The sequence below is a fragment of the Campylobacter sp. RM16189 genome (assembly GCF_012978815.1).
Classification (GTDB): Bacteria; Campylobacterota; Campylobacteria; order Campylobacterales; family Campylobacteraceae; genus Campylobacter_A.
On sequence record NZ_LIWR01000008.1, the window covers coordinates 1 to 14,098 of the forward strand.

The following is a 14,098-nucleotide window of genomic DNA, read 5'->3' on the forward strand; positions in this document are numbered from 1 at the left end:
AAAATATTTTAAGGTTTGCAAGCATAATTAGAAATTTACGATGACTTAACTAAAAATGACACAACCTGTCTAAAATCTATATTAAAATACTTGTAGGTCGATTGGCGATTTTGTAAATAGTGGCTAATTATAATTTTCTACTGAGATTTTAATGAGTTTTATTATTTTTATTGCCAATGCAGGCTTTTTATAAGAATAATATTAAGTTTTGATACTTTTGCTCATAAAGCATAGTAAATTTTAATATTTTTAAAGTCATATATATTTTAAAAAAGATACAATCATTTAATAAAAAATTAATTACAATGCAACAAGGAGCTTTTAATGAATGATAAAGAATTTAAAGAAAAACTAATAAATTTGTTGGAGGATAAAGAAGTGAGAGAGAAAATAGAGAGTAATTTTATAGAGAGAATTAAACATTTGCTTAAAAAGATTTTTGGTCTTGCAGATGAAAATTTTGATGAAAATACACTTTTAAAAAAGTTGAAAGATATTGAGGGAAAGAAAGAAAAACTATCAGCAGAAAATTTGAGACTTGCAGAGCAGGAGAGAGAATATAAGAGTCAGCTAGATAAAGTTAGGGATCAAAATTCTGACTTAAAATCAAAATTGGATCAAAATATAAAGAAAAACGATAAGCTTGAAATTGACTTACAAGAAAGCAACAAAGAAAAAGAAATTCTTAAAAACAAACTGGAACAAAGCAATACTAAAAATAAAAATTTAGAGGAAAAATCACGCGAAAGCCAGAAAGAACTTGATAAATTTAAGAGCGACTTTAGTGCTTATGATAAATTTTTAAGTTTATCGGAACAAAAGAGAGAAAAACTAAAAAATATTTTAAGAGGCGATAGTATAGCTACTTTTATAGCCGTGGGGGTTCAACCAAAAAATATAGAAAATCTATGGGATTATCTTAGTAGTAGCTTGAGAGAAGGGCAAGACGACGAAACAAAGAAGCTTATAGAGATTTTTTACTCTCTTTTTGAGTATTACAAAGAAGCAAGCGGTAGAATTTATGAGCTTGACAGCGTAGAAGTAGGAGATGAATTTGATGCCACAAAGTATATGAGGCATAATTCAAGTATAGATCATAGCGGTAAAATTACAAGTATTATTTTGCGCGGAATAGTAAATATCAACACAAAAGATACTAAAAGACAATCAATAGTAAAGTTAGGATAAAAAATGAGTTTAGATACAAAACAAATTCATCAAATTAAAATTTCAAAAGATAAGTTGGAAAGTGATATAAATAGTAGTTGGAAAGAATTTTTAAAAAACGATAATTCTAATTTTAAAAATTCAAATAATATTTTTACTAAGCATATTTTTAATTTATACATTAAGTTTAAATCTAAAAATAATTTTTTGATTGCGCCAGATATCTTGTGTTTTCCAACAGAAAAAAAATTTTGTTTCGTTTGTTCTTCAAATAAAGAGATCGAGCATATAGGATATCTAATTGATGGAAAAATAGATAGAGTTGCATATGGTATAACCAAAAATATGACTTTTACAAATATGTATTTCCTTGAATTGCTCAAAGAGTATTTTAATATTACACAAGTGGAAAGAGTTTATAGAAAAAACTCGAATCACCCCTATAGAGGAATTTATGTAACAATAAATGAGGAATTTTACAAAGTTTTTGCTAGTTTTTTTCAATTAAATTTAAATATAGATGACTTTAAAGACAGCACCGAATACAAGATGTTGAAAAGTTTTAAATTTGAAAATAAAAAATTTGTATTATCAAAAAATCCAGAATTGTATTACGATAGCCGATATGTAAGACAATTTTTATATGAGGATAAAGTAAGGGCAGATATAAAAGAGTATGATGAAAAGATATTAACAGACATAAACCGTGGGCTTTGGGAGCTTTGGGATATTGATGATGAGAGCGATAAAAATACGCTTTTTATAAAATTAAAGAATCCTTTGATAGCAAGAAATCCTGAGAGTAACATAAAAAACGGTATTGTAGGTATCGACTTTGGAACCAAAAGCACGGTAGTCGTATATCAGGGCGAGAGTGCTAAAATACATCCTATGCGAGTTGGTATAGGTGACTTGGGTAAAAAAGTAGAAAAATTACACTATGAAAATCCGACCATAATCAATTTTAACGATTTGAGTCAATTTATCAAGGATTATAGGTCTAAAGAGGGCAAGCCTCCTACAAAATGGAGTGATGTTAATATCTCTCATACGGCTTATAGCTCACTTCTTGCAAGTGCGTCAAGCGAATACAACTCTTATCTATCCGATCTTAAACAATGGGCGGGAAAACGCAATAAACAAATAAAAATTTTTGATAAAAAAGGCGTGCAGTTTGAAATCCCAAATAGCGTAAATATAAAAGAAAATGATATAAATCCTATCGAAATTTACGCATACTATTTAGGGCTTTATATAAATAATCAACATAACGGAATTTTTCTAAATTACTCCTTGTCTTTTCCGGTTACTTATGAGCTTGATGTAAGAGATATGATTTTGTCAAGTTTTAAAAAAGGTATTATAAAGTCTTTGCCAAATTCGCTTCAACGAGCCGAAATTTTAGATAGGCTAAACGTTAGAGCCGGTGCTAGTGAACCGGCGGCTTATGCTATTATGGCCTTAGAAGAGTATGGATTTGATCCTGTTAATGATGAGAGAGTTTATTACGGTGTGTTTGATTTTGGCGGAGGAACGACAGATTTTGACTTTGGTATTTATAAAGAGGCTGATGCTAATACTAGATATGATTATATTTTAGAACACTTTGGAGCCGGCGGAGATAGGTATTTGGGGGGAGAAAATTTACTGGAACTGGCAAGTTTTGAGGTTTTTAAGAAAAACATAAATTTAATGCTTGAAAATAAAATCCCATTTACTTTATACCAAGAGGCACAAAAATTTCCAGGAAGCGAAATTTTGATTAGCGATTCACAAGAGGCAAGAATAAATACAAAAACTTTAATGGAAAAACTCAGACCGCTCTGGGAGGCAAAGGATAATGAATTTGCAGAGGATGGAAGTATATCTTTAAATTTATTTAGTTCTAACGGGGAAGATATACCAGGAATTTCTCTAGCAATAGATAAAAAAGAGATTTTACAACTCATCAAAGATAGAATCAAAAAAGGGGTCGATAATTTCTTTGAGGAATTTAGACTCGCTACGGCTAAGAATTTAGACCCTCAAGATAGCAGACAAATAAATGAATTTCATATATTTTTGGCAGGAAATTCAAGTAAATCGGCGTTTGTAGATGAGCTATTTAAAGAAAGAATAAAACAAGAAACAGAAGCCATGATGGAAAAAAACTTTAAATTTGAACTCAAACTATATCGACCTATAGGCGAAAATAGCAATGACCTAGAAAAGCCAAACGGCAAAACCGGAGTTGCTTTTGGACTTATACGCTCGCGCAAGGGAGGAAATATTCATGTAATTGATAGAAATATAAGTCAGGATATTAATTTTAAATATTACATAGGCAGAATGAAGAAAAGAAAATTTTTAACGGTTATAGATAGAAAGCAAAATTACGGAGAGTGGATTAAATTTATAGATGCTTGCGAGAGTGAATTTGAGGTTTATTATACTACCCAAGGATCTGTTAGCACAAATAATGTTAGTATCGATGATAGCGGTATAAGTAAAAAGATATTAAACTCAGGCTTAGCCGATAAAGATAGTTTTATATATCTAAGATTAGCTAGCCCTAATGAGTTTGAATTTGTGGTATCGGATGATGATAGTATCAAAGATGAAATTTATAAAACAGAAATAACAAAGGTGGTTTTATGAGTGAGGTTACAAAGCAAATCAAAGGACTAAAAGTCTCAAGAGAAATGCTGGAGGCTGATATTAATTTGAGTTGGCAAAAGTTTATAAATACTGACAATAAAGAATCTTCTAATAATTTAAATTATATGTTTCTAAAAAATATAGAGAATTTGTATAATAAATTTAATGAACTTGTAAGTTCCGATAGTCTTATCAGCATAGGAAATAGATCGTTTTTTATGCCTGAAGATAATATTTTTATTTTTATACATAAAAGGGAAGGCGAAGAGTATGATGAAATTTATAATGTTGTTAGAGATTATATAGGCGATGAGTATTTTGATATAGAATTTGAATACGAAGTTTTAGAAAAATGCATCAAGGCTATATATGATAATTTGCCGGTTTTAAGAAATGATAACAAAAAAATAGCAAGGCAATTAATTGTATCGAGGCATAATAGTGCCCGTGGTTATTACAAGTATGGATCGTTTGTAAATTTTGAATATATCAGCTCTTCAGACAATTGCCGTTGTTGGGATATGGAGATAATTCCTGCTGAAAAATTTTCTCCGAAAGACATTTTTAGTCTCTGTTTTAAATCAAATTTAGAGATAAAAGAGCTGGCTAACGAGCCTGATTATAAAATTTTGCAAGGGTTTAAATTCAAAGATAATAAATTTATCATATCCGATGAAACGAAGCTAGAAATCGGTAAAGATTATCTAAGCTATCTTTTGAACGAAGATAAAATAAGAGCCGATATAAAAGAGTATGATGAAAAGGTGTTAAGCGATGTCAATAGAGGGCTTTGGGAGCTTTGGGAGATTGATCAAGATAGCGATAAAAATATGATTTTTATACCATTTGAAAGCTCTTTGACTGCTAGAAATCCTGAGAGTAGCATTAAAAATGGGGTTATAGGTATAGATTTTGGCACAAAAAGTACGGTTGTGGTATATCAAGAAGATACTGTAAAAATAAATCCAATGAGGATCGGCGTAGGAGATCTGAGCAAAAAAGTAGAAAAGAGCCATTTTGAAAATCCTACCATAATCAGCTTTGAAAATTTTGGTAATTTTATTAAGGATTACAGAGCCAAACAAGGAAGACCATATACAAAATGGAGAGATGTAAATATCTCACACACGGCTGAAAATTCTCTAAAAAATGCCGCTTCTAGCGACTTTAACTCTTATTTAATGGAGCTAAAACAGTGGGCGGGGGCAAAGGATAGAAAGCTTAAAATTTTTGATAAAAAGAGGGCTGAATTTGAAATAAAAGGAAGCCTGGAATTGGGCGATAATGATATAAATCCTATTGAAATTTACGCTTATTATCTGGGGCTTTATATAAATAATCAACATAATGGAATATTTTTAGACTATATACTATCTTTTCCTGTTACTTATGAAGTAAAGGTAAGGCAGATTATTTTATCTAGTTTTAAAAAAGGTATTATAAAGTCTTTACCAAATTCGCTTCAGCGAGCAGAAATTTTAGACAGGCTAAATGTTATAGAGGGTGCTAGCGAACCGGCGGCTTATGCCGTTATGGCTTTGGAAGAATATGGGTTCGATCCTGTTGGTGACGAGAGGGTTTATTACGGTGTATTTGATTTTGGCGGAGGAACGACAGATTTTGACTTTGGTGTTTATAAGGAGCTTGATACCGATAGATATGACTACTGCATAGAGCACTTTGGTGCAGGTGGTGATATGTATTTGGGAGGAGAGAATTTACTGGAGTTAATTAGCTTTGAAGTGTTTAAATCAAATAAAGATAAGCTGCTTGAAGCGAAAATACCTTTTATAAAGCCTGATGAATGTGAAAAATTTCCCGGAAGTGAGATACTACTTCAAAATTCACAAGAAGCAAAAAGAAATACAAAAGAGCTAATGGAAAAATTGCGACCTCTCTGGGAAGGCATGGATGATGAAAGCTATGATAGCGGAGTTTTGTCAATAAATCTATTTAACTCAAGAGGAGAAAATATACCTGGCTTTGAGCTCAATATTGACAAAAATGAAATTTTATCAACGCTAGAAAACAGAATTAAGTTAGGTGTTGATAGTTTTTTTAACGAGTTAAGAAAAGCTATCGTAAATTATGAAGCAAATAGCAAAGAGATACTAAAAATAAATGAGTTTAATATATTTTTAGCAGGGAATTCTAGCAAGTCGGCATTTGTAACAAAACTTTTTAACGAAAGAATAGAGAAAGAGAAGCAAGATATGCTAGAAAAGGTTTCTATGATATGTGAATTTAAGCTTTTTAGACCTCTTGGAGAAAACAATGATGATATAGAGAGTCCAAACGGTAAAACCGGAGTAGCTTTTGGGCTTATTAGGTCAAGAAAGGGAGGTAGGATTCAAGTAATTGATCGCAATGTAGACGATGTAGATATAAATTTCAAATACTATTTGGGAAGAATTAGGAAAAGATGCTTTCAAACAGTTATATATAGAAATCAAAAATATAATGAGTGGGTGAAATTTATAAATGCGGGCGAGAGTAAATTTGAGATATTTTACACAACTTTAGCATCCGCAACCACAAACAAGATGAATATAGATGAAAATAGCGGATCTATAAAAAAACTAGCTCTTGAAACCGGATTTAAAGATGATGGATGTAATGTTTATATAAGATTAATTAGCCCTAGTGAATTTGAGTATGTGGTATCTGATGATGACGGTATAAAAAATGAAGTTTATAAAACAGAGATAAAAAAAGGAAGTATCTAATGCTACAAAAAGATAATTTGTATGTAAGTTTGGTAAAGGGTTATAGCGGTGTCGGCGAGCAAATTTTACCTTTGCAAGAAGCCGATTATTTAGATTTAAGAGGTATTAACTTTTATCATATCAAAGAGCTTACTTTTGAAGATGATAGTCCAAGAAGAGAGGCTTTTGAAAATGTTATTAGCACCATAGGCATACAAGGTATTATCTTTGTTTATCTTATAATCGGAGATAAAGATGGAGTTTCGTTTTATTCCGGTATTGCAAAAGATACAAGCTACGATGGAGAGCTTGAGCTTGATATAGACGATATCGCCGACAGAGTTTTAAAGCCTAGTATTGAAGGAAATTTTAGAGGAAGTAAGGTTTTTAAAGTAGAAAATAAAGACGAGCTTGTTTCAAAAGTCAGAAATATGAGTGTATTTGGCAAGGTAACCGGAGTGCCTAGCGTTCATAAGGATAAAGAAAATTTTCAAGGAATTGATAGGCTGATTGATATTATGAATGGTGATGAATTTGGTCTTATGATACTTTCAAAACCGATATCAAAAGATGAGATAAGTCAAATAGAAATGGATATTTTCAATTTGCATAATGTTCTATCTCCAATCGCAAAACAATCAATTCAGCACACAGAAGGCGAAACAGACACTAGAACATCATCTCATACTCAAGGAAGCTCTTTTACAGAAGGAAGCAGTTATTCAGAGGCAAAGGTTAGCTCAAAAGGTTCTAGTTCAGGATGGAGTAGCGGTGACGGTGAAGCATCGGAGTCAGGAAGCACAAACCAGAATAAAAGCAATACAACAACAACAGGTACTTCAAATAGTAAAACAACAAATCAGTCAGATACTAAAGGAGATTCACAATCTAAAAATTCGGGTAAAAATTTAAGTTTTGAAACTACAAATAAATTTGCTAGCGAGTGGCTAAAATATCTTGATGAAGTATTAATTAAAAGGCTAAATTACGGTAAAAACAGAGGACTTTTTAAATCTTGCATATATCTAATGTCAAATGAAAACTCCGGAAACTTAACCAAACTTGGTCGTGCTATAAAATCTATTTTTTCGGGAGATGAAAACAATAAAGCTCCTCTTGATTTTAAGTTTTTAGATGAGAAAAGCAATGAGATAGAGGCGATTAAAAATTTTCAAATTCCAAAAGTTAAGACAAACTATCCTGCAAGAATCATATCATCTATGGACTTAAAAACTCAGTCTAATTGGCTTTCTACAAGCGAACTGAGCGTTATAGCCACTTTGCCTAAAAAAGAGGTTGTTGGACTGTCTTTAAGAGAAGAGGTTGAATTTGGTTTAAATTTTAAAGATATAAAAAACTCAAGTTATGAGAAATTTGAGCTTGGTAATATGATACAAAGCGGAAACGAGCTAGAGAATAAAAAAGTTTGTATTGATAAGGCTTGGCTAGATAAACATATTTTTATAGCCGGAGTTACAGGCAGTGGTAAAACTACAACTTGCCAAAGTATATTAAAATCGGCAAATTTACCATTTTTAGTTATAGAACCTGCCAAGACAGAGTATAGAGCGATGCTTGAAGATAGCGAATTTAGCAAGAATTTGATTATTTTTACTCTAGGCAATAATAAAGTAGCTCCTTTTAAAATGAATCCGTTTGAGTTTTTTCCGCATGAGAGCATTTCTTCAAGAGTAGATATGATAAGGGCAAATATAGAGGCTTCTTTTGATATGGAAGCAGCCATTCCTCAAATAATAGAAACAGCCTTGTATGAATGCTATAAGGATTACGGATGGGATATTACAAGCAGCACAAATAGCAAATTTGAAAATCCGTTTGCCGATGGAGTTTTTGCTTTTCCAACTTTAAGTGATTTGTATGCAAAGACCAAAAGTGTTGTTGATAAACAAGGATTTGATGAAAGACTAAAAAGAGATTATATAGGCTCAATAAATGCAAGACTTCAAGGACTCTTAGTCGGTGCAAAATCTTATACTCTAAATAATGAAAGAGGAATAAATTTTGTGGATCTTCTTGATAAGAATGTCGTTTTGGAGCTTGAGGACATTAAAAACGGCAATGAAAAATCGTTAATTATGGGCTTTATTTTGATTAATATAAATGAAGCCTTAAAAATTAAGCACAAAGAATACAAAGACAAAGGTAAGCAATTTAGGCATATTACTCTAATAGAAGAGGCACATAGGCTACTTAGTAAATTTACTCCGGGAGATAGTCCGAATAAAAAATTAGGAGTTCAAAGTTTTTCCGATATGCTTGCAGAAGTTAGAAAATACGGAGAGTCTTTAGTGATAGTTGATCAAATTCCAAATACACTAACGCCTGAAGTGTTAAAAAATACAAATACAAAGATAGTGCATAGAATTTTTGCACAAGATGATAAGGAAGCCATAGGAAATACTATGGCTTTGGAGGATGAGCAAAAAAATTTCTTATCTAATTTGGAAACAGGACGCGCCATTGTTTCAAATCCGGATTTTATAAGACCTATTCAGGTTCAAATAAAACCTCAAACAAACACTAGCGGGAGTGGCGTAGACGAAGAGATTATTATAAAAAGAGCAAGGGAGTTTTATAAAACTATATCCAAGAGCGGAGTTTTGCCGTCATTGGAGTTTGAAAACGATCTTGATGATAAAATGATTAAGGAGGCTTTGAGATATAATTTTTATGAATTTGAAATCAAATGGAGGGATGCTTTAAAAAAAGATCACATTAAGCTTATTGAATTAAGAAAATTTATAAAAGCTAATCATGTACCAAGTAATATGGAGTATCTGAGCCAATATATTATCAGGAAATTCTACAAAAACTCAGAATTTTCAAAAGAGGTAAGAGAGTGCGTTGATCTTATTTTAGATAAGGTCTATAATGGAGACGATGAAATGGTTGAATTTGAAAATAAACAACCTTTTTATATGTCAATTAATTAAATTTGAAAGGATAAAATATGTTTGGTCTTTTAACTACAGCCGTAAGTGCTGCTTGTAGTTTTATAAGTAGTTGTGCGAGTACTATAGGCGGGGCAATAGCAACTGCCGCTACTACTCTTGCGCCGTATATATCAAAGGCATTGGAAGTTGTTTCTACTATTGTAGATATAGCAAAGGCTTTAGGAATTATAGGAAACGAAACGGATCCTAAGGAGCTAGGCTATCAGGCAACGCATTCAGATAAAAGTCCTGAGGATTTTCAAAGCTATAAAGACTATATGAAGCATATACAAAGCATAGAGGTTGATAAAGAAAAGCTAGAAAATGCAAACGATGCGGAAAAATTGGCTTATCTTTCAATCGGTTCTGCGGTCGCACTAAAAGGGATAGCTGAAAATAAAGGTGTTGAGAGTATTGATCCGCATATAATGGTAAGTGTATCTAAATTTGGAGGAAGTCTGGAGAGTCAAAATTTAGCTTTGGATAAACACTTAGAAGTTTTTAAAAGTAGTTCCGATACCGATAGGCTTGCCGGATACATTGACGGAAATTTAGAAAGTGCAAAAGATAAAATTTTTATATCAGATAGATTGAATGATATATATAAAGAGCTAAATCCTGAAATGAGTGAAAAGGAAATTTGCCAGAAAGTTATTAATATGGAGGGGAGTAATTAATGTATGAGTTTATAATAACTCTAGAAAAGGATAAAATTTCTGTTTGTGAGTTTAAAAAAGGTAAATTTGAAAAACTAAAGAATAACGGTGAATTTTGGCAAAAATTTGATGATGAAAGTTTTTGGGTTTGGTTTAGGAAAAAGACCGAAATTAAAGAGAATAATCATTGCGCCTTTGTTATTTTAACTGATAAGAGTGATTTTTTAATCCCTGAAGATATAAATATAAAGGATAGTTTTGAGTTAACCAATGAAAATGTCAAAGACTTTTTTAAAGGCGGTGTGCCTGAAAAGTTAAAGTTAATTTCATACCCGGATGGGTTTAGCGATAATATTTATGAACCCAAAAAACAGGATATTGAGGTTTTATCGGATAAAGAGTGTGACGATTTAGTAAGCTATTTTAAAATAAAAACCAAAGAATATGAGTCAAGATAAGATAATATTTGAGAGGAAATTCTCTCAAATATTATTTTCTTTTATTAAATACTTTTCAATTTTTCAAAATTCATTTAATATCTTCCTTAAATTTTCATCTATGTGAAGATCTAAAAAACTATTGCCGTTTGACAATTTACTTAGCTTTGATTTGATGATATTTTTAACATCATAAAGCGCAAGTTTGGCTTTTGTTAAGCCAATATAAAGCTGAATAAGGTTTAGGCTAGTGCTTAAACCTTCGACTTCATCGCACCCCCCCTTTTTTTTTACCTAAACACACCTTTTATACTTGATATTATTGATTGAACGCCGACTATATCATTTGTTTTACTTAACTTATCACTGCCACACTTTGGGCATTTTGACTCCAGTCCCCAGCTTACATCAACCACATCACTTTTAGGATAATAAACCTTGCTCCATCCGCATCGTTCGCATACCTTTTTAAACGGTTTTGGTCTTATCATTGTAGCTCCTTTGGTTTACAATTATATAGTTATTTGTAGATATTAATCAATAAAATCCAGTAGTTATTTATCGTATTTAGGCTTTTACCCAACTATTTTTAAAAAATATTAAATCTAAAACGAAAGCTTGCTCTTCTATGCTATAAGAGCAGTAGTTGTTTGATTTTACAATTATCTCATCAAGCTTGTTGAGCATTAGATCTAAATTTTCTTTTAATAGTTTTAATTCAAACATCAAATCTTTGCACTCTATAGTTTTTAGTTTCGAGTCTATTATATTTATTAGCTCTTCTTTTTGTGGTATAGTATAAATCTTTGCAGGAAGGTTGTATATCTCATCAAGTGCTTCTTCTAAGTCTTTTAGTGATGATGCGAATTGATACTTCGCATCATCACTGATATTATTACTATTTTTTAGAGTATTATCCATATTATTGATATCTAAATCTATTTTGCTATTATTTTCAAGATACTTTTTAAGTCCATATCCTGTAGCAATAATAGAGATAGCACCAATAGCATATCTAAGCATTATGAGTTCTCTATGATTTCGTCATCTTCCTCTAGTATAGACACCTTTGATCCTTTATCTTCATCACCAAAGATATCAAAGTCCTCAAACTCACCTTCTGCAACATATCTTCCTATTCCATAGCCTACAGCTATAAGCAGAGCTCCTGTAAATATACGTCCAAGCATTTTCATCCTTTCAAATGTAATTTTAGATGAAAATTTAACATCTCCTTCTGACAGGTTGTGTCAGGATATATAATCTTTTAAAATTTTTACTAGTTTTTCATGTAAATATACAGGAGACACTATCTTTATAAATGGTATCCAATACTTAACTACTCTTAAAATCTCATCATCATAAGACACATTTGTTGATATTATCAAACTGTTTTGTGTTTGAGAGATGATGTTTTTGTTTGGAAGTATCTCTTTGCGTAAGAAGTATTTGGCAGCTTCAGGCTTAATCTCTAAGGTAACTTCGATAGACTCATTGGAGAACCAATTTGTATTATTTGCTTTGATTTTTTCTACAAATTCACAATTTGGCTCAAAGCTATTGTCGGTTATCTTTAAATTGCTAATCTTTTCAAGTGTAAAATTTTTAAGCTTACCGTTATCATCAGCCAGTAAATACCATATGCCGTTATTATTAATAAGCTTATAGGGATTTAAAACCCTATCCTTATCATTATATTTACACTTTATCTGTTTATTGGCTACTATCATAGCGCTCAGTTCTTCAAATTTCTTTTTATCGTTTTGAGAATTTTGAAAGCCTTGATGTTTTATTAAGTAGGCTTGATTTATTTTTTCATTTAACAGCTCCGCTATAAAACTATTTTCAAGGGATGGAAACATGGATTTGATGCCACAAAGAGTAGCAAACTTTTGTATATCTTTAAAGCTTAAGTTGCCAAGTACGCAAGGGTCTATAAAATATGATCCGTTTTCTTTTTCTATGGGCAAAAGACTAAGTCTTTCCATGTCTCTTCTTGCTGTTCTTTCAGATATGCCAAACTCATCCATTAGATCTTTAAGTGTAAAAGTGTCGGAATTGTTGAGTTTCATTATTATATGAGCTAGTCTTACTTGGAGTTTGTCGTATTGGTTTTTCAAGATATTCTCCTTTTTTTGTAATTTTATCAAATTTTAAAAATTTATGACACGCCCTGTCAATAAGCTAGTGCATAATTTCATAAAATATTTAAGGAGATTAACATGGACATGAAAGCATTAGTAGCCGAGCTTAACAAGGCTATTTATATAGCCAAGCAAGAGGATATGGGTGAGTTTGTAAGAAAATATACACAGAGACTAAATGATCTATCTCTTACGAAGGTAGAGCCTAGTGAAGATGAGCTAGAGATTGATGAGATGATGTATAAAGATAAATTTGGAGTTTTTGGAGATGTTGCCTGCAAAACTCTATATAAGGTTAAAAGCCTTATGGGGTTTGATGAGTATGAGGATATAGATGAGGATATAATAGATCATATAAATGATTTTTCAGAAGCCGTAGATGCATTATATCTACCAAATAGGCTTAATAAAATTTACAATAAATTTTTAAAAGATAGTGGAGGTGATGGATCTAATTATCAAAATATTAAAAACCAAATCGACGAAATAGATGCAAATTTTGATAAAAGTAATCTACTTAAAATATCAAGAGAGATTGCATGGAGTGTTTTAAAGATTCAGTCATTAATATCAACTCATAATTTTTCAGTAAGTCTAAATAATAAAAGCTATTTAACCGGCATAAATAACAAGTTTAAAGATCTAAAAGATATACACAAAAAGCTTTTAGCTAGTGCGGATAGTTATAGACTTAAGGTTTTGGGAGTAAAAGAGATAATTGGCTAAAGCAATATTGTGATTGAATATATTTTTTGGATATCGAACATAAATTAATATTTAATAGAAAGGTAGTATGGCGATGTTAAGATTTGAAACCGAAAGTATCGAAGAAGCAAGTAAAAAACTTTGTGAAATAATGAATAACTACAAAGAGTTTGATATAGAGCATATAAATAAAGAAATAAAGGCTCTTGATAAAAAAGTAAGTGATTTTAGTGGCTCAGTTAGTCCTAGTGAAAAATTTTTAACTTTTATGATAATTGATAGATTGAAAGAGATAAAAAAAGCTATAGATAGCCAAGATATAAAGGCAAAAGTTGGTGATCTTCTACATGAATATAGAAGTCTTAGTCCTGATGAGCTTGATGCAAAAATTGCAGATATGGAGGCTAGACATAAAAACTATCAGCTTGGTTTTCAGGATGTTAGAGAGTATGTTTTAAACAAAATGCTCTTGGATGGATTAAAGATTATTAAAGAATAAAAAACTTTAATATCTTTTAAAAACAAATAATATAGAGTATGGATAAGATATAGTTTCTACTCTATATTATTTTATTAACTCAATAAGACAGTAATTATAAAATCTTTATATCTTTAAGCGGTATTCAATAAATTTATTCAATTAAATTGTCATATAATGCATAATCTTATTTATACTTTTGAGTATGTGTGACT

12 protein-coding genes are annotated in these 14,098 nt (G+C 31.1%); 8 read left to right on the forward strand and 4 right to left on the reverse strand.

Features of this window, described 5'->3' with window-relative positions; translation table 11 throughout:
* Window positions 1-324 precede the first annotated feature (324 nt).
* Genes CDOM16189_RS06770 through CDOM16189_RS06795 form a run of 6 tightly spaced genes read left to right on the forward strand, consistent with a single transcriptional unit; the run spans window position 325 to window position 10,577 of the window.
* Window positions 325-1,188, forward strand: a complete 864-nt coding sequence (locus CDOM16189_RS06770; protein ID WP_169973108.1) for a hypothetical protein — start codon at window positions 325-327, stop codon at window positions 1,186-1,188.
* A 3-nt stretch (window positions 1,189-1,191) separates the two neighbouring features.
* Complete coding sequence (locus CDOM16189_RS06775; protein WP_249321603.1) at window positions 1,192-3,804, forward strand: acetate and sugar kinases/Hsc70/actin family protein; 2,613 nt, start codon at window positions 1,192-1,194, stop codon at window positions 3,802-3,804.
* Window positions 3,801-6,530, forward strand: a complete 2,730-nt coding sequence (locus CDOM16189_RS09880) for an acetate and sugar kinases/Hsc70/actin family protein (RefSeq protein WP_249321606.1) — start codon at window positions 3,801-3,803, stop codon at window positions 6,528-6,530. Before CDOM16189_RS06775 ends, CDOM16189_RS09880 begins: the two co-directional genes overlap by 4 nt.
* Window positions 6,530-9,463 carry an ATP-binding protein gene (locus CDOM16189_RS06785; RefSeq protein ID WP_169973110.1) on the forward strand — a complete coding sequence of 978 codons (2,934 nt, stop codon included), beginning with the start codon at window positions 6,530-6,532 and terminating at the stop codon, window positions 9,461-9,463. The genes CDOM16189_RS09880 and CDOM16189_RS06785 overlap by 1 nt, the downstream gene beginning before the upstream one ends.
* Window positions 9,464-9,480: 17 nt before the next feature.
* The gene (locus CDOM16189_RS06790) at window positions 9,481-10,140 is read left to right on the forward strand and encodes a hypothetical protein (RefSeq protein WP_170000875.1); all 660 of its coding nucleotides are present in this window, start codon (window positions 9,481-9,483) and stop codon (window positions 10,138-10,140) included.
* On the forward strand, window positions 10,140-10,577 hold the full coding sequence (locus CDOM16189_RS06795) for a hypothetical protein (protein ID WP_169973114.1): 438 nt from the start codon (window positions 10,140-10,142) through the stop codon (window positions 10,575-10,577). Before CDOM16189_RS06790 ends, CDOM16189_RS06795 begins: the two co-directional genes overlap by 1 nt.
* 269 nt (window positions 10,578-10,846) lie before the next feature.
* On the opposite strand, the gene CDOM16189_RS06800 is transcribed toward CDOM16189_RS06795, so the two are convergent.
* From CDOM16189_RS06800 to CDOM16189_RS06815, 4 genes are all read right to left on the reverse strand, one after another.
* Window positions 10,847-11,047, reverse strand: a complete 201-nt coding sequence (locus tag CDOM16189_RS06800; protein ID WP_169973116.1) for a hypothetical protein — start codon at window positions 11,045-11,047, stop codon at window positions 10,847-10,849.
* A 76-nt stretch (window positions 11,048-11,123) separates the two neighbouring features.
* A complete protein-coding gene (locus CDOM16189_RS06805; protein ID WP_169973118.1) occupies window positions 11,124-11,579 on the reverse strand; it encodes a hypothetical protein in 456 nt (151 codons plus the stop codon).
* Entirely contained in the window at window positions 11,579-11,746 is a 168-nt protein-coding gene (locus tag CDOM16189_RS06810; RefSeq protein ID WP_169973120.1) for a hypothetical protein, read from the reverse strand. The genes CDOM16189_RS06805 and CDOM16189_RS06810 overlap by 1 nt, the downstream gene beginning before the upstream one ends.
* Before the next feature lie 60 nt (window positions 11,747-11,806).
* Window positions 11,807-12,676 (reverse strand): helix-turn-helix transcriptional regulator, encoded by an 870-nt coding sequence (locus CDOM16189_RS06815; RefSeq protein ID WP_249321608.1) that lies wholly within the window; start codon window positions 12,674-12,676, stop codon window positions 11,807-11,809.
* A 108-nt stretch (window positions 12,677-12,784) separates the two neighbouring features.
* On the opposite strand from CDOM16189_RS06815, the gene CDOM16189_RS06820 reads away from it, so the two are divergent.
* Both CDOM16189_RS06820 and CDOM16189_RS06825 read left to right on the forward strand, forming a co-directional pair.
* Window positions 12,785-13,426 carry a hypothetical protein gene (locus tag CDOM16189_RS06820; RefSeq protein ID WP_170000876.1) on the forward strand — a complete coding sequence of 214 codons (642 nt, stop codon included), beginning with the start codon at window positions 12,785-12,787 and terminating at the stop codon, window positions 13,424-13,426.
* Between the two features lie 73 nt (window positions 13,427-13,499).
* Complete coding sequence (locus tag CDOM16189_RS06825) at window positions 13,500-13,904, forward strand: hypothetical protein (RefSeq protein ID WP_169973124.1); 405 nt, start codon at window positions 13,500-13,502, stop codon at window positions 13,902-13,904.
* Window positions 13,905-14,098: the final 194 nt, after the last annotated feature.